This is a genomic window from Chitinophaga barathri (genome assembly GCF_003807585.1).
Classification (GTDB): Bacteria; Bacteroidota; Bacteroidia; order Chitinophagales; family Chitinophagaceae; genus Chitinophaga; species Chitinophaga barathri.
In genome coordinates, this window is record NZ_RMBX01000014.1 from 1 (window position 1) to 16,949 (window position 16,949).

Here is a 16,949-nt window from a genome sequence, read left to right on the forward strand (position 1 = left end):
TCCACAAAAATGCACATCTTTTTCACAGTATCCGCACTCCCCCGGGCCCCCCTCCTTAAATGCTTATAGTAGTAATAGTAGTAGCAATCTTTTTCAAAGAACTATTTTGAACTAAAGGAGGAGCGGCAGCGCTAAAGTGGGTGGGGCGACGAAGCAATCTCCTGCATCGAATGGAGGTACGACAGGATATGGAGATTGCTTCGTCGCGGCTCCTGCACAAATCCCCGCTGCTCCTCGCAATGACGGCCTTTTCACAAAGACACCCCAGACAGGGCCAGTTCTGTGGTAGATTTTCCCGCATTACTAAAGCCCTTCCACTAAATGCACAGTTTTAACTAACGGCTGGGACCAATGAAAAGGGCCGGCCTTTTACGGCCAGCCCTTTATATCCCTGTAGAATGTGGATTAATAATTCGGGTTTTGTGAAATTTTCCCGTTGATATCTATCTCTTTCTGCGGCACGGGCCAGAGGTAGTGAATGCTCGGGTCAAAGAGGCGGGTTTCCACCAGCTGGTGATCCGCGGTGAAGGTAACCTTACCGTTTGTCGCGTTCACTGTGCCTTGTCTTGCGCCATACACGGTGCCTTTCCTTACTTCGTCACCGATCTTCCAGCGTTTGATGTCATACCAGCGAAGGCCTTCCAATGCCAGCTCTATCCTTCTTTCCCTGCGCACCAGCGTCCTGAGGGTAGCCTGCGTATTGTACGCCAGGCGGTCTACCGCCGGCATGCCCGCACGCAGCCTGATCTTGTCGAGGGCGTCGTACACAGTGTTGTCCACCACGCCTGTTTCGATCTTTGCTTCTGCATACATCAGCAGCACGTCCGCATAACGGATCAGGATCATGTTCAGGCCGGTGTTCCACATGTCGGTGTAGTCCTCCAGGTGAGAGATGAATTTCTTCGGGAGATAGCCGGTCTTGGAGTTGTTGTCTCCCAGCATAAAATCTCCCGAAGCGGGATCGATGGGGTTGTAATATTTCCCATCGTACATCTGCCCCGGGTAAACAATGCTGGCTGAAAGGCGCGGGTCACGGTTGGTGTATGGGTCTTCTGCATTATAACCGGAAGACGGATCGGTGATCAGTTTGCCGTTCTTCATTTCATAAGCGTCCACGAGCGCCTGCGTAGGATCTACGGAGCTCCAGCCGCCTGAAGAAGAAGTAGGCATGATACCGATGTTGCCATTGGCATAATCGTTTTCCTTGTATTGCATATCAAGGATCACTTCCACGTTGTTTTCATTCTGGATACGGAAGAGGTCCTGGTAACTATTTGCAGGAGTAGCTGTATTGCGGAACAGGTCGTAGCCGAGGGCCATTACCTTTTCACAGTCGGCGATACAATCAGCGTAATTGCCCATGTACAGCTCCAGCCTTGCGCGCAGCGCATAAGCGGCGCCACGGGTGATGCGGCCAACGTCCGCACCGGAATAAGAAGGCTCCAGTTGCGGCGCAATTGCGGCCAGCTCGTCAAGGATGTATTTCTGTACTTCCGCGATGGGCGTACGGGTTACAACGTTGGCTTCGCCTGTGGTAAGCGTTTTGAGCACCAGCGGCACATCTCCATAGAGCTGCGTGAGCGTATAGAACTGGTAAGCTCTCAGGAAACGGGCTTCGGCTTTGAAACGGGTTTTGAGCGTTTCGTCCATGGGCGTTTTATCCACGTTCTCCAGGAACCAGTTGCATTTCTGAATGGTCTTGAAATTCCAGCGGTTAGTTACGTTTACGTCCGCGGGGGTCAGGGAACCATTGCCGATATTCATATACCCTTCCCAAAGGAACTGGCTGTAGGCATTGTCCGATGCACAGTCCATGTAGATGACATTGTAGCTGTCTTCCCAGTCGCGGTAGCAGCCGCTGAGCGCCGCGCGGGCATCGGACTCGGAAGTCCACAGGACCTCGTTTCTGTATTGGTCTTCCGGGGCACGGTCCAGGAAGTCTTTGTTACAAGCTGTGGTGAATAGAGCGCCTGAAATGGCTATGAGATAAAATAATTTCCTTTTCATCCGTTAATATTTATCTTTTTAATTTGCCGGATGGAACTTCGCATTAACATGCTCTGTTTCATCGTATTCGTTTTTTACTACCCTTAAAAAGTTACGTTCAGGCCTACGGTGTTCACTTTCACCTGCGGGTAATAATAAATGCTGCTGGTGGAAGGTGCTTCCGGATCTATCCAGTCGTACAGGCCGCTAAACGTAAGGATGTTCTGCCCGCTGTAGAACACGCGCGCTTTTTTGATCCCGATCCTGTCCAGGAGGCCCTGCGGAATGGTGTAACCGATCTGCAGGTTTTTCAGGCGCATATAAGAAGCGTTTTTTACCCAGAAAGAAGAAGGCATGCTGGATGGGTCGTTCTGCTGTTGCGTAGACAATACCCTTGGCAGTGAAGCGGAAGTGTTCGCATCCGTCCAGGTGTTCAGCAAGGCGGAAGTGGGTTTGCCGGAGCTGGTGCTGATCGTGCCGAGCTTACCCGCATCGATGTAGGTTTTAACACCCGCCGCGCCCTGGAAAAACACCATAACGTCCACGTTTTTCCATGAACCGCCGAGGTTCAGGCCGTAAGTTACTTTCGGGTAATAATTACCGAGATATTGTTTGTCTTTCGTATCAATTACTTTGTCCCCGTTCAGGTCTTTGTATTTCAGATCACCGGGCTGTGTATTGGCCGACTGCTTGGCATGTCCGGCAATTTCTTCCTTGGTCTGGAAGATGCCTTCGGCGATATAACCCCACAGTGCATTGATGGGCAATCCCTCCTGTTTGATGGTGTAGCCTGATGGGCCTTCGGAAATGTATTCCACGATCTGGTTGTCGATAATGGCAGCATTCGCGGTGGCATTCCAGGAGAAGTCCCCTTTGCTGTCGTTGTAGCCAGCGGTGAACTCCCAGCCTTTGTTTTCAACAATACCCGCGTTCTGTGTAGGAGGATTGAGGCCATATACAGCCCCCACAGGCACGGCTATCAGGATGTCCGCCGTTCTCTTCTTAAACCAGTCCGCGGTAAGGGTGAATTTGCCGCCCAGGAAACCAGCGTCTATACCCACGTTAGTTTCTGTGGTGGTTTCCCACTTAATGTCGTTGTTCGCTCCATTCATAGGAGCCACGCCAGCCGCGATGATGGCGGAGGTACCGCCCAGCGCATAGTTCTGTGAGCCGCTGACAGTTGGGATGTATGGATAATATGGGTAGGTTGGGAAATTCACGTCATCAAAGCCGGTGAGCGTCTGGTTGCCCAGCTGGCCCCAGCCGCCGCGCAGTTTCAGGTTGGATACCACACTTTTGACCGGCGTAAAGAAGTCCTCCCGGTCTATGTTCCAGCCTGCGGAAAAAGACGGGAAGGTACCCCACCGGTTATCCGGTTTAAAGCGGGAAGAACCGTCGCGGCGTACGTTCGCTTCAAAAAGATATTTGCCGTCGTAATCATAGTTCAGGCGGCCGAAGAAAGAGCGGAGCGCCGCTTCGTAGGAATAACCGCCGGCACGCTGGCCATCTGTGGAACCAAGATTCACGTTGCTCAGCTCGTTGTTCAGCAGGTTTTTGCGGTAGCCTTCATCCCAGGTGTATTTGGTGTATTCCTGGAAATAACCGCCCAATACTTTGAAATTATGTTTGCCGAAGTTGTGGCCATATTCCAACAGGTGCTGGAAGGTCACTACGTTCGTGGTGGTATTCTCGTCGGTCACCGAATTGGGGCCCTGGTAGAAAGTCTTTTCACCGGCGGCATTGTAATACTGGATGTCCGCCACAAAAGATTTCGTTTGCCCGGCGCGCATGGTGTAAGCCATGGACGGTTTGAAATGCAGCCCTTTTACGATCTCCAGGTCCGCGCCCACATTGCCCAGCAGGTCCGCGTAGTTCTCACGGCCGTAGCTTGGTGATTCCAGCCAGGCTGCGGGGTTTCCGTCGCCGATGCTGCCGTAGTGGCCATTTGCGTATTGGTAGGGGATGATGGGAGAAATACGGTTGAACTGGCGGATGATCTGCGTGAAATCAGGAACACCCGGGTAGCTGGCCTGCGGCTCTTTGGTAATGGAATAAGTGTAAGCCAGGTTGCCATATACTTTCAGCCGGTCGGTCAGGTTCTGGCTGATGTTGAAACGCGTGGTATAACGTTTGGCGTTGGTTTCTTCCATGATACCGTTCTGGTCGTACATACCGAGGGAGAAAGAATACTGCCCCTTGTCCGTACCGCCGCTCACGCCCAGGTAATAGTTCTGCTGGATACCGTTGCCGCGGTAGGCAATGTCCAGCCAGTCCGTATTCGGGTAGTTGAACGGATCGGAGCCGTCGCGAAATTTGCCGATCTCCGCGTCGGTGTAACGAACGGGTTTGCCTTCATTTTTCAGCGCCTGGTTGTAGAGTGTGGCGGCCTGCCATGAAGGAAGGAAGTCCGGCAGCGCGGTAGCGTTCTGTTTACCCACATAGGTGTTGAACACGATCTGCGGGGCGCCTTTTTTTCCTTTTTTGGTGGTGATCAGGATCACGCCATTTGCGGCGCGGGAGCCGTAGATAGCCGCTGATGCGGCGTCTTTCAGCACGGAAATGGTCTCAATATCGTCTGGGTTCACATTGTTCATGGATGAAATAACACCATCCACCATCACCATGGCGTTGCTGTTATTGAGGGTACCGATACCCCTTACGCGGATGGTACCGCCGTCTTTACCGGGCTGGCCGCTGCTCGCAGCGGTTACCGCCACACCGGCCATCGTACCCTGCAAAGCGTTGGATACGCTGGTCACCGGCCTGTTCTCCAGTTGTTTGGAATTTACGGTAGCTACCGCGCCGGTGAGGTTCACTTTTTTCTGTACGCCGTAACCCACTACCACAACCTGTTCCAGGTCGCTTTGTTTGGGCTCCAGCACTACGGAGATCTCTTCCTGGGCCACCGTCACTTCTTTGGACTGGAAGCCCAGGAGTGAGATCACCAGCACGGCATTGGGTTCCGCGTCTATCTGGAAGTTTCCTTTTTCGTCCGTCAGCACCCCTTTCTGGGTGCCCTTGATCACCACCGTGGCAGCAATCAGGGGCGCGCCGGAGGCGTCTTTTACAGAACCTTTTACCTTGACGGGCGGTTTCGCCGCGGCTTCAGTAGCCATGGCAATAGCGCCGGACACGGCTTTTTCCTTGACGATCACCATGTCGTCCATCAGTGTGTAAATAAGCGGCTGGTTGCGGAAACAGATGTCCAGCACTTCACGGATGTTGCTGTTCCTTACAGTAAGCGTTACAGGCGTGGCTTTGGCCAGCTGTTTCGCGGTGTAAACGAACGTGTATCCTGTTTGTTTTTTAATCTCGCGGAATACTTTGTCAAGAGGAGCATTCTTTTCAGATAACGTGACAGTCTGGCTGACAGTTTTAGCACTGACGCACATACAAACGGATAAGAGTAGAATAGCGGTAAGTTTCATAACCCGCATTTTTTTGTTAATTCCCTCCGGGAGAGAGGTACAAAGGAGCTTTAAATGCATAGATTTGCATAGTTTGAGTGAACCAATAAAACTGTGTTTCGATAACGGGATAACTGGATAAGCTCGGACGTTTTCAACGCCCTGCGGACCAGGCAGGGCGTTTTCCATTCCGTTCCTATCGGACGAATTTTTACTTCAGTATCATAATTGTTTTTCCTTCGATCTTAAATTTCACCTTCCCTGTCAGCTCCAGTGCTTTCAGCACATCCGATATTTTTTTATTCCTTGGCACGTCTACAAAAAAGAGGTCGTCCACATTTTCCACAGCTTTCACCTCCACATCGTACCAGCGGCTCAGCTGGTGCATCACGGTTTCGATGGAAGCACCTTCGAATACAAAACGGCCGTTTTTCCAGGCCATCGTTTCGGATAGATTCACGTTTTTCACCGTCATTTTGCCCTGCTCCACCTTCGCCTGCTCACCGGGTATTATCACGCGGCTGTTGCTGCCGGTATTCACTTTCACGCTGCCTTCCAGCAGGGTGGTGCTCACCGCTTTGTCGTAAGCGTTTACGTTGAAGTGGGTGCCGAGCACTTCCAGCTTCACATCGTTCACTTCCACCAGGAAGGGTTTGGTTTTATCTTTTGCCACTTCCAGGTATACTTCGCCGGTGATGCGCACGTTCCTTTCTTTCCCGGCAAAAGCCGTGGGATAGGTAATGGAAGAGGCGGCATTCAGCCAGGCTTTGGTGCCGTCCGGCAGCGTAAGCTGGTACTCTCCTCCCCTGGGCGTGCTCATGGTGTTGTATAATATTTCTGTTGTGGCTTCTCCGCTGGCGTCGTATACGATCTGCCCGCCCGCCTGCTTGCTGATGCTGGTGCCGCCCTGCTTTGCCAGCACCCCGTCCGCGGCGCCGTCCAGCACGATCTGCTGACCGTTGGAAAGCGTCAGCACGGCTTTGGTGCCGCCCGGCATCACGTCGTTGGCTATCAGGGTGGTGGTGGTTTCCTGTTTTGAAGCGGGATTGTACCAGTAATAAATACCCGTGCCCGCTACCAGCAAAATGGCGGCAGCAGCGGCGATACGTTTTACATAACGGAACCGTACGGGGCGGGTTGTTATATCCACACCACGCGCGTCGGTGAACATACCGCCGATAATCCTGTTCAGCGCGGGATCCGCCTGTTCCTTTAATGCGGCATCCGGCTCGTAATCTTCCCAGGCTTTTTCCAACACCTTTTTCAACATATCATCTTCCTCTGCCTGGTTTACCCATGCAGCCAGCTCTTCTTTTTCCACCGTGGTGATGGAACCTTCAAAAAAGCGTGAAACGAGATAGTGGACCCTGGCGTCAGACATATGGTTGAATGTTTAAATAAAGGGTTGGTTGCCCCCTGTAATAGAGTAAGACAAGCGGGAAGCGAAACAGGCATAGTCTGTTTGAAAAAAAATTTAAGAAAAAGGTAATAAGGCCCGGAGCATCTGCCGGAGGATAGTTTGTAAGGGCACGGCATCCGGCGTCGTTTAGAGGCAGAACAATGGCACCAGCAACATGAGCAGGTAAATGGTATCCAGCGAGTTAGGATATTGCTGCATGTGTTTGCGCAGGGTGCGCAGCGCCTGGATCATGTGATTTTTAACGGTGCCCGTGGTGATCTGCAGGCGCCGGGCGATCTCTTCGTGTTTGATGCCTTCTTCCCGGCTGAGCAGGAAAACGATCTTTTGCTGCGGCGGCAGCTGCTGGATGGCGTTATGAAGACGTTCCTGCGTTTCTTTCAGAGCAAGGCTGCCCTGCGGGGTAATGGTGGAGGAAGTTACAGGCGCATCCGCCAGTTGTTTCAGGATGACCACCTCGCGGGCCATGCGTTTAAACCCGTTGATCGCATAGTTCTGCGCCATGCGGAATACATAACTCTGGAAGCTTTCTATCTGCAAAAGCACCTCACGGTCTTTCCACAACTTCTCAAATATATCCTGCACCACATCTTCCGCTGAAGAATGAGAACCGGTGAGCCTGAAAACAAAACCGTACAATTTATATTTATATCCGTGGAAAAGCCTGGTAAATGCCAATTCGTTTCCACCTGCTGCAAGCTGCAGCAACTCCTTCTCTGATTGCATACCCGTAGACAATGGAATAAATGCTGTTGGTCTGGAACAAATTTATCAAGAAAATGTATTTGTGACGCTTTTTTTTGACACACATATAAACGGAGAATACTATGATTCCTGATCCACATATGTTTCGTAACTGCGGAACAGGTACAAAAACAGGGCCAGTGAAGCCGGCAGCATCACGGCCACAGCCAGCCATCCGTACCCGCCCAGCACCAGGAACAGTGTCACAAAGGAGCTGAGCAGCACATACCGCATATGGATCTCGGCGTTCATTTTAGGAAAATAAAGCAGGCAGCGGAACAGCAGGAGCATGGACATGGCCAGGGCAAAACAGGTGAGCAGCGCGGCGGGCGGGATATTATTCGCCGCCATCATGGCCATTTCAGGGATAAAAAGCAGGATATAAACGCCGGCCAGCCGCAGGTAATGCTGCCAAAGCGGCTGCGGCAGCTGCCGGAGAAACCCGAGATAGGTATCGTCAAAAGCCCGGTGCTGCATCATGAGCTGCCCGTGCGCGATCACGCAGAGCATCAGGCCCAGCGCCAGCCCCCGTATGTCGAAGCCGCCCGTCTCCCGCAGGAGGTAAAAAGTAAGCCAGAGGATGCCCGCACAAGCCAGTTTTACGCCCAGGATGCGGCGCGGGTAGTTGGAGAGCAGTTCGTAAATAAAATAAAGTACGGGCGGTTTGGTAAACCGCCGGTTCAGCCATCGCTGGAGATGCCCGGTAAAAAAGTTAACATCGGGGTGGTGAAGTTTGCGTTCGTAGACGGCCAGCGGCCACAGGCACATGAGGACATTAAACACAACGACCAGCGCGGCGGGTACATACAACCGGTGCGCGATCCCCACCGCCGCCGCAACGCCGCCATACACCAGCACCGGCAAATAGATCCCGCAGTGAATGAGCAGCCACAACCGCATACGCCGGTGTTTTTCCAGGCTTCCAAGGGTGGGGTACAAAAACTCAAAACCCTGCGTCTGGAATGTCTTCAGCACAAAACCTGCGCATTTCAACCCGTACAGCGCCCACAAGGCCAGTACGATCAGCAGGAAAGGCAGGCTGCCCAGGAAACCCATCATCAGCGAGCGGTGGTAACTTACCAGGTTGCCCCCGTTCACCACGCCGAACAGCAAATAAAAAAGCACGAGGAAAAACAGCGTGTTCTGAATGTAGAACCGCTGCACGAATATCGTCTGTAATATACCGGTTACCCTCCCCATCAGACCAGTGTGATATTTTTATCCGCCACCCGCAGCGTGCCGCTCAAGGGCAATTCGCGCTGATCCAGCGGCTGATGGGAAGTGATGCAGAAGGTGACGCCTTTTGCGCTGTATTCCCTGATGAGATCATACAACACCGCGAGCGCCTGCGTATCGATCGTGATCAAAGGTTCGTCCAGTAAAATAAGAATGGGATTGCCGGTGAAAGCCAGCAGCAGCGAGAGTTTTTTCAGCATCCCGCTGGAATAGGTGCTCACGGGATTGTGTAGGTAGCCCTTCACCCCCAGCCGCTCTACCAGCTGCCGGATATGTTCGCGGTCCCCGCCTTTTGTGCCGAGGTATAGCTCCAGCAGGTCGCGGCCGGTGAGAAATGAAGGATACAATGGCTCCGCCTCCGCGTAGTTGATCAGCCGCCGGAACTGTACAGGATGTTGCCTGCTGCTCACGTTGCCCTGTAACACGATCTCCCCTTTGAAAGGGATCAGCCCGGCCATCACTTTCATGCAGGTGGTTTTCCCGGCGCCGTTTTCCCCCTGCAGCCAGTAAATGCCGGGAGACAATTCCAGCCGCGCGATATCCAGCACGGGAAAATCCTGGTAACTCTTCTGAACTTTATGCAGCGCGATGATTGCAGGCATTCAACAGGATTTTATTTTTTAAACACGTCCCAGCTAGGCTTCCACCCGCTCTTCGGTTCATAATACGCCCAAAGGTATGCGCTTACTTTGCGGATCAGCTGCACGGCTTCGTTTTCCTCTTCCCAGCGCTGGTCTTTAATCCCCTTGGTTCCGACATAAAATACATAATCGCCGTGCGGCGCATTCACCAGCGCCAGTTCCGACCGGGACTCGTTCACCGAACCGGTTTTGGCGGCCACCTGCACGTAAGGCGGCACTTCAGATACGGCCTGGTTGTCATAATAACCTTTTGTCATCAGCCGGTACATCTTTTCGCTGGCGCCTTTGCTTACCACTTCACCATTGCGGATCTTCAGCAGCAGCGTGCTCATTTCGCGCGGGGTGGTCTGCCCCCAGCCGAACACCTTCCGGTCCTCCTCGCGGCCGGGCGTACGGGAATTCACCCGGGTATCTTTCAGCCCGTATTTTTCCAGTAAAATATTCACCTGCGCCCCGCCCCCGGCCAGCGCCTGGTTCCAGAGAGAGGTGGTATTGTCGCTGTAAGCCATCATCAAGGCAGCCAGCACGCTCACTTCCGTTTCCGAGCTGTCTTTAAAGAACTGCATCAGGCCGGAGCCGCCGTATTTGATGGAATCGTGGTACACGAGGGGCTGGTTCCACTTCACTTCGCCTTTGTCGATCTTGTCGAACAGGCCTACCAGCAAGGGCACTTTTACGATGCTGGCGGTGGGGAAGATCGTATCCGCGTTCACGGCCGCAAAACGCCCGCTGGGCACATGCAGCACATACACGCCGGCGGTGCCTTTAAATTCGCCGACCATCGCGGCCAGCGCCTTTTCCAGTTTACGGTCGGGCTTACGTTCCTGTGAAAATAACGCGCAGGGAAATACTAAAGTAATGAGCATCAGGCTGATAACCTTCTTCATGAGCAGGGAGTTGGATTGAAACCCTTAAAATAGAAAAAGATTCAGACAAATGTCAGGATATGACGGGCAATGGCAATGTAAGATGCCAGGTCACTGGGTTTGGCAATATAATCCCGCGCGCCCAGCTCCATACAAATGGTCCTGAAAACGGGGGAATTGGAAGTGCTCCAGACGATCCGGGGAATGTCTTTCAGGCGCTCGTCCGGCTCCAGCAGCTGCATAATTTCCGCCCCGTTCAGCTCAGGAAGATTGTAATCCAACACTATAACGGACGGCAAAGCATCATCGGGCTGTTCTTCCAGCCAGTTCATAAATTTTTTGCCATTAGGCAGGCAAATGAGCGGCATCTTCGGGTCTACCTCCCGGAAGGCAAATTGCAGCATCTCCTGATCGTCCTGATCGTCCTCCGCGAGGACGATGAACCGTGTAGCTGCGTGGCCTGGAAATTGCATATATGCAAGATTGAAAATGGTTGACAGGCAAAATTAATACTTGTTTTGATATTGCGAAGTCACCGGTATGCATGATTAATAAAATAATATCGACCTATACGCGCTAATTCCTTTACAATGAACACACGGAAAAAAACCGGGGAGCCCACAGTTCCCAAAACCCGAAGTGTGGAAAAAACTACCCAGTCTTCCTCTACGAACGGCCACGAAGAATTAGATCCCAGCCTACTCCTCCAGGTATTAACAGAAGTCAGGAACGGAAACTTTACCGCCCGTATGCCGGTGGACAAAACCGGGCTGAACGGCAAGATCTGCGACCTGATGAACGAAATTATCTTCCTTAATGAAACTTTCGTGGAAGAACTCCACCTGGCGCGCAATACCATCGGCAAACAGGGCAAACTGAACCACCGCGTGATGATGCCCCGCACCGCCAAAGGCTCCTGGAACACTTCCGTGGGCGCCATCAACACCCTCATTTCCGACCTGGTGCACCCCACCATCGAAATAGCGCATGTGATCAGCTCCGTGGCCAAAGGCGACCTTTCCACGGAAATGAAGCTCCAGATAGAAGACAACGTACTCCAGGGCGAGTTCGCCCGCATTGCCACCGAGGTGAACGGCATGGTGAAGCAGCTCAATAACTTTTCCATGGAGGTGACCCGCGTGGCCCGTGAGGTAGGCTCCGAAGGAAAACTGGGCGGGCAGGCAAAAGTAAAGGACGTAGCCGGCGTATGGAAAGACCTCACCGATTCCGTGAACCTTATGGCGGGCAACCTTACCGCGCAGGTGCGCAATATCGCGGACGTAACCACCGCCGTGGCCAAAGGCGACCTTTCCAAAAAGATCACCGTGGACGTACAGGGCGAAATACTGGAACTAAAAGGCACCATCAACACGATGGTGGATCAGCTGAACTCCTTCTCCTCCGAAGTAACCCGCGTGGCGCGTGAAGTAGGTACGGACGGAAAACTGGGGGGCCAGGCGCAAGTGAAAGGCGTGGCCGGTACCTGGAAAGACCTCACCGACTCCGTGAACCAGATGGCCTCCAACCTTACCGGCCAGGTGCGGAACATCGCGGAAGTGACCACCGCCGTGGCGCGTGGTGACCTCTCGCGTAAGATCACCGTGGACGTTAAAGGCGAGATCCTCGAACTGAAAAATACCATCAACACCATGGTGGACCAGCTGAACTCCTTCTCCTCCGAAGTAACGCGCGTGGCGCGTGAAGTAGGTTCTGAAGGAAAACTCGGCGGCCAGGCCACCGTAAAGGGCGTAGGCGGCGTATGGAAAGACCTTACCGAATCTGTGAACCAGATGGCGGGCAACCTTACCGCGCAGGTGCGCAACATTGCGGACGTAACCACCGCCGTAGCCAAAGGCGACCTTTCGCGCAAGATCACGGTGGATGTAAAAGGCGAGATCCTTGAACTGAAAAATACCATCAACACCATGGTGGACCAACTGAACTCCTTCGCCTCCGAAGTAACGCGCGTGGCGCTGGAAGTAGGTACAGAAGGTAAACTCGGCGGCCAGGCCAAAGTGCAGGGCGTGGGTGGCACCTGGAAAGACCTTACCGACTCCGTGAACCAGATGGGCTCCAATCTTACCGCGCAGGTGCGAAACATCGCCGAAGTGACCACCGCCGTGGCAAACGGCGACCTTTCCAAAAAGATCACGGTGGATGTAGCCGGTGAGATCGCGGAATTAAAAAAGACCATCAACACGATGGTGGACCAGCTGAACTCCTTTGCCTCCGAAGTAACGCGCGTGGCGCTGGAAGTAGGTACAGAAGGAAAACTCGGCGGCCAGGCCAAAGTGCAGGGCGTGGGCGGTACCTGGAAAGACCTTACCGACTCCGTGAACCAGATGGGCTCCAACCTTACCGCGCAGGTGCGCAACATCGCCGAAGTGACCACCGCCGTGGCCAAAGGTGACCTCTCGCGTAAAATCACCGTGGATGTAAAAGGAGAGATCCTCGAACTGAAAGATACCATCAATACCATGGTGGACCAGCTGAACTCATTCGGCTCCGAAGTGTTCAGGGTGGCGCGGGAAGTAGGCTCTGAAGGAAAGCTCGGCGGCCAGGCCAGTGTGCCGGGCGTGGAAGGCCTCTGGAAAGACCTCACCGATTCCGTGAACATCATGGCGTCCAACCTTACCTCGCAGGTGCGAAACATTGCAGAAGTGACCACCGCCGTAGCGAACGGCGACCTTTCCCGCAAGATCGAAGTGGATGTGGCCGGGGAGATCCTGGAATTAAAAAATACGATCAATACGATGGTGGAGCAGCTTCGCTCCTTCGCCTCCGAAGTAACGCGCGTGGCGCGGGAAGTGGGTACGGAAGGAAAGCTGGGCGGCCAGGCACACGTACCCGGCGTTGGCGGTACCTGGAAAGACCTCACCGATTCCGTGAACATGATGGCGGGCAACCTTACCGCACAGGTGCGCAACATTGCGGATGTGGCCATTGCGGTGGCAAACGGGGACATGAGCCGTAAGATCACGGTGGACGTAAGAGGCGAGATCCTCCAGCTGAAAGAAACCCTGAACACCATGGTGGACCAGCTCCGCGCCTTCGCCTCCGAAGTAACGCGCGTGGCGCGGGAAGTAGGTACGGACGGTAAACTCGGCGGCCAGGCCTTTGTACCGGGCGTAGCCGGTACCTGGAAAGACCTCACGGACTCCGTGAACAACATGACCGGCAACCTCACCTCCCAGGTGCGCAACATCGCGGAAGTGACCAAAGCGGTAGCTTCCGGCGACCTTTCCAAAAAAGTGACCATCGACGTAAAAGGCGAGATCTTCGACCTTAAAAATACCATCAACACCATGGTGGACCAGCTGAACTCCTTTGCCTACGAAGTAACGCGCGTGGCGCGGGAAGTAGGCACGGAAGGAAAGCTGGGCGGCCAGGCCGAAGTACAGGGCGTGGCCGGTACCTGGAAAGACCTCACGGACTCCGTGAACATGATGGCCTCCAACCTCACCAACCAGGTGCGCGGCATTGCGAAAGTAGTGACGGCCGTGGCAACCGGTAACCTCAAACAGAAACTCTCCATCGTTTCCCGCGGCGAGGTGGCCCAGCTCACGGAAACAATCAATGAAATGATCGATACCCTGGCGGTGTTCGCAGACCAGGTGACCACCGTGGCCAGGGAAGTGGGCGTGGAAGGAAGGCTGGGCGGACAGTCCAGCGTACCCGGCGCCTCCGGCATCTGGAAGAACCTCACGGAAAACGTGAACCAGCTCGCGGAAAACCTCACCACACAGGTACGCGCCATCTCCGCCGTAGCCTCCGCCGTAACCAAAGGCGACCTCACGCAGATGATCCGCGTGGAAGCAAAAGGCGAAGTGGAACAGCTGAAAGACACCATCAACCAGATGATCGCCAACCTGAAAGAAACGACGCAGCTGAACCAGGAGCAGGACTGGCTGAAATCCAACCTCGCCACCTTCACCCAGATGCTGCAAGGCCAGAAGGATCTGCATACGGTAACCAACCGCATCCTTACAGAGCTGGCCCGCGTGGTGAATGTGCAGAAAGGCATGTTCTACGTGCTGAAGCAGGACGAAAATACCTCCCTGCCCAGGCTGAAGCTGCACGCCTCCTACGCATACGGCGAAGAATCCCATAGCAAACGTGAGTTCGGCCTCGGCCAGGGCCTTGTAGGGCAATGCGCCGTGGACAAGGAACGTATCCTGCTCACGAATGTACCGGGCGATTATATCAAAATAAGCTCCGGCCTCGGCGCCGCGCCGCCGCTCAACCTCATCGTGCTGCCCGTGCTTTTCGAATCACAAACCAAAGCCGTGATCGAACTGGCTTCGTTCGACAACTTCAGCGAAACCCACCTGGACTTCCTGAGCCAGCTTACGGAGTCCATCGGTATCGTACTGAACACCATCGAGGCGAGCTCCCGTACGGAAGGCCTGCTGGCACAGTCGCAATCACTGGCGGACGAGCTGCGTAAAGCGAACGAAGAGCTGCAGGACAAGGCGCACCTCCTCGTAAAACAAAAGAACGAAGTGGAGGAAAAAAACAAGGAGGTGGAAGAAGCCCGTTTGTCCCTGGAAGAAAAGGCCGCACAGCTGCAGCTTACTTCCAAGTACAAATCAGAGTTCCTGGCGAACATGAGCCATGAGCTCCGCACACCGCTCAACTCCCTGCTGATCCTCGCGCAACAGCTATACGAAAACAGCGACGGCAACCTGAACGACAAACAGGTACGTTACGCCAAAACCATCCACAGCTGCGGCGATGACCTCATCCAGCTGATCAACGACATCCTTGACCTTTCGAAGATCGAATCCGGGTATATCTCAACGGACTTTATAAAAGTACGTTTCCAGGAAGTGATCACCTTCGTGGAAACCACCTTCAAACACATTTCCGAAAGCAAGAACCTGCGCTTTGGCATAGAGCTGGACGAAAGACTGCCGCAGATGCTGGAAACGGACGTACAGCGCCTGAACCAGATATTAAAGAACCTGCTGTCCAACGCGTTTAAGTTTACCGAAAAAGGCGAGGTAAAGCTGCGCGTCTACATGGCGGACCGCAACTGGAAAGGGCAAAACGACAGCCTCGAAACCGCCGAACACGTAGTAGCGTTCGAGATACGGGACACCGGCATCGGCATTTCAAAAGACAAACAGAATATCATCTTTGAAGCATTCCAGCAGGCGGAAGGCTCCACCAGCCGGAAATACGGCGGCACCGGCCTTGGCCTGTCCATCAGCCGCGGCCTGGCGGACCTCCTGGGCGGCTCCATCGAACTGGTAAGTGAATCCGGCATGGGCAGCAAATTCACGCTCTTCCTGCCATTGGTCAACAACCAGACGATGACCGTCGTCCGTAAGGAAAAACCGCGCAACTTCGGTGCGGCTCCTTATGAAAGCGCGCCCAAAAACACCGAGACCAAAGACCTGGACGGGCTCAACGAGATCATCAACGAGATCGGTGATGACCGGAACAATATCATGGAAGGCGACAAAGTAGTGCTGATCATCGAAGATGACGTGCGCTTCGCCAAGATCATGCAGGAAAAGGCGCATGAGATGGGCCTCAAGGTAGTGGTGGCGGTGAGCTTCGGCGAAGTGTTCGACCTCACCAACAAATACAACCCCATTGCCGTGACACTGGACGTGAAACTGCCGGATGCCAGTGGCTGGCGCATCCTGGACCTGTTCAAAAACGACGTGAACCTTCGGCATATACCCATCCATCTCATTTCCGGCGAAGAGAACCGCCTGCTGGCCATGCAGCGCGGCGCCCGCAGCTTCAGCCTGAAGCCGCTCAAAGCCGAAGCCCTCACCGTACTCTTCAAAAAAGTAATGGAGCAGCACGAGCAGAAAAAGAAACGCGTGCTGGTAGTGGAAGACAACCAGCCTGATGCCTCACAGATCGCGAGGATACTGGAGAACGGCGAGCTGATAGACCTGGACTTCGTGGAAGACGGCCAGATGGCGCTGGAAAAACTGAGCACCAATTCCTACGACTGCATTATCGCCGATTATATGTTGCCCGATGTGGAGGGTTCCGATCTTTTTGCCAACATCCAGGCATCAAACAGGCAAAATACTACGCCGCTTATCGTATATTCAGCCAAAGATTTCTCCATCTCGGAAAAATCGAAGCTTAAACAATACGCCAATAAGATCCTGTTGAAAGACGTGAACTCGCTCGACCTGCTGCTGGAAGAAACGATTCTTCAGCTGCATATCAACCACCATTCGCTGCCGGAAGAAAAAAGGAAACTGATAGAGGATCTCCGTTCGCAGAAAGATGTATTGAGCAATAAAAACGTGCTGGTAGTGGATGACGACGTGCGTAACCTGTTCGCCCTCACCACCGCCTTTGAGAAATATCACATCAACACCATTACGGCGGAAAGCGGTCATGAAGCCATGGGCATTCTTGATGAAAGAGAGGAATATATAGATATCGTGCTGATGGACATCATGATGCCCGAAATGGACGGGTATGAAACGATGCAGAAGATCAGGCGTGAACATAAAAATCATGCGCTGCCCATTATTGCCGTAACGGCCAAAGCCATGAAAGGCGACAGGGAAAAATGCCTGGAGGCCGGCGCATCTGATTATATCACCAAACCGCTGAAGATAGACCAACTGCTATCGCTGATGAGGGTTTGGCTTTACAGGTAACATTTTTAACC

General features: G+C 53.5%; 9 protein-coding genes. 1 reads left to right on the forward strand and 8 read right to left on the reverse strand.

The window, feature by feature from the left end; genetic code table 11:
* Nucleotides 1–405: 405 nt before the first annotated feature.
* The 8 genes from EG028_RS22800 to EG028_RS22835 all read right to left on the reverse strand — a co-directional run bounded on the left by EG028_RS22800 (nt 406) and on the right by EG028_RS22835 (nt 10,770).
* Nucleotides 406–2,007 (reverse strand): RagB/SusD family nutrient uptake outer membrane protein, encoded by a 1,602-nt coding sequence (locus EG028_RS22800; RefSeq protein WP_120518848.1) that lies wholly within the window; start codon nt 2,005–2,007, stop codon nt 406–408.
* Nucleotides 2,008–2,090: 83 nt separating this feature from the next.
* A complete protein-coding gene (locus tag EG028_RS22805) occupies nt 2,091–5,414 on the reverse strand; it encodes a TonB-dependent receptor (RefSeq protein WP_162946620.1) in 3,324 nt (1,107 codons plus the stop codon).
* A 190-nt stretch (nt 5,415–5,604) separates the two neighbouring features.
* Nucleotides 5,605–6,774 (reverse strand): FecR family protein, encoded by a 1,170-nt coding sequence (locus tag EG028_RS22810; protein WP_120518846.1) that lies wholly within the window; start codon nt 6,772–6,774, stop codon nt 5,605–5,607.
* Between the two features lie 165 nt (nt 6,775–6,939).
* Entirely contained in the window at nt 6,940–7,536 is a 597-nt protein-coding gene (locus tag EG028_RS22815) for an RNA polymerase sigma factor (RefSeq protein WP_120518845.1), read from the reverse strand.
* Between the two features lie 99 nt (nt 7,537–7,635).
* Nucleotides 7,636–8,754, reverse strand: coding sequence for a hypothetical protein (locus EG028_RS22820; protein WP_120518844.1), 1,119 nt, complete (start codon nt 8,752–8,754; stop codon nt 7,636–7,638).
* Nucleotides 8,754–9,392 carry an ABC transporter ATP-binding protein gene (locus tag EG028_RS22825; protein WP_120518843.1) on the reverse strand — a complete coding sequence of 213 codons (639 nt, stop codon included), beginning with the start codon at nt 9,390–9,392 and terminating at the stop codon, nt 8,754–8,756. Before EG028_RS22825 ends, EG028_RS22820 begins: the two co-directional genes overlap by 1 nt.
* 11 nt (nt 9,393–9,403) lie before the next feature.
* Nucleotides 9,404–10,318 (reverse strand): serine hydrolase, encoded by a 915-nt coding sequence (locus tag EG028_RS22830; RefSeq protein ID WP_120518842.1) that lies wholly within the window; start codon nt 10,316–10,318, stop codon nt 9,404–9,406.
* A gap of 41 nt (nt 10,319–10,359) precedes the next feature.
* Complete coding sequence (locus EG028_RS22835) at nt 10,360–10,770, reverse strand: response regulator (protein ID WP_120518841.1); 411 nt, start codon at nt 10,768–10,770, stop codon at nt 10,360–10,362.
* 117 nt (nt 10,771–10,887) lie between these two features.
* Here EG028_RS22835 and EG028_RS22840 point away from each other — a divergent pair, with 117 nt between their 5' ends.
* Complete coding sequence (locus EG028_RS22840; RefSeq protein WP_120518840.1) at nt 10,888–16,938, forward strand: HAMP domain-containing protein; 6,051 nt, start codon at nt 10,888–10,890, stop codon at nt 16,936–16,938.
* Nucleotides 16,939–16,949 lie beyond the last annotated feature (11 nt).

Excerpts from the sequence above, each read along its gene's own strand:
- EG028_RS22830 (WP_120518842.1), bottom strand. The coding sequence starts at position 10,318 with ATGAAGAAGGTTATCAGCCTGATGCTCATTACTTTAGTATTTCCCTGC.
- EG028_RS22805 (WP_162946620.1), bottom strand. The coding sequence starts at position 5,414 with ATGAAACTTACCGCTATTCTACTCTTATCCGTTTGTATGTGCGTCAGT.
- EG028_RS22825 (WP_120518843.1), bottom strand. The coding sequence starts at position 9,392 with ATGCCTGCAATCATCGCGCTGCATAAAGTTCAGAAGAGTTACCAGGAT.
- EG028_RS22800 (WP_120518848.1), bottom strand. The coding sequence starts at position 2,007 with ATGAAAAGGAAATTATTTTATCTCATAGCCATTTCAGGCGCTCTATTC.
- EG028_RS22840 (WP_120518840.1), top strand. The coding sequence starts at position 10,888 with ATGAACACACGGAAAAAAACCGGGGAGCCCACAGTTCCCAAAACCCGA.
- EG028_RS22810 (WP_120518846.1), bottom strand. The coding sequence starts at position 6,774 with ATGTCTGACGCCAGGGTCCACTATCTCGTTTCACGCTTTTTTGAAGGT.
- EG028_RS22820 (WP_120518844.1), bottom strand. The coding sequence starts at position 8,754 with ATGGGGAGGGTAACCGGTATATTACAGACGATATTCGTGCAGCGGTTC.
- EG028_RS22835 (WP_120518841.1), bottom strand. The coding sequence starts at position 10,770 with ATGCAATTTCCAGGCCACGCAGCTACACGGTTCATCGTCCTCGCGGAG.
- EG028_RS22815 (WP_120518845.1), bottom strand. The coding sequence starts at position 7,536 with ATGCAATCAGAGAAGGAGTTGCTGCAGCTTGCAGCAGGTGGAAACGAA.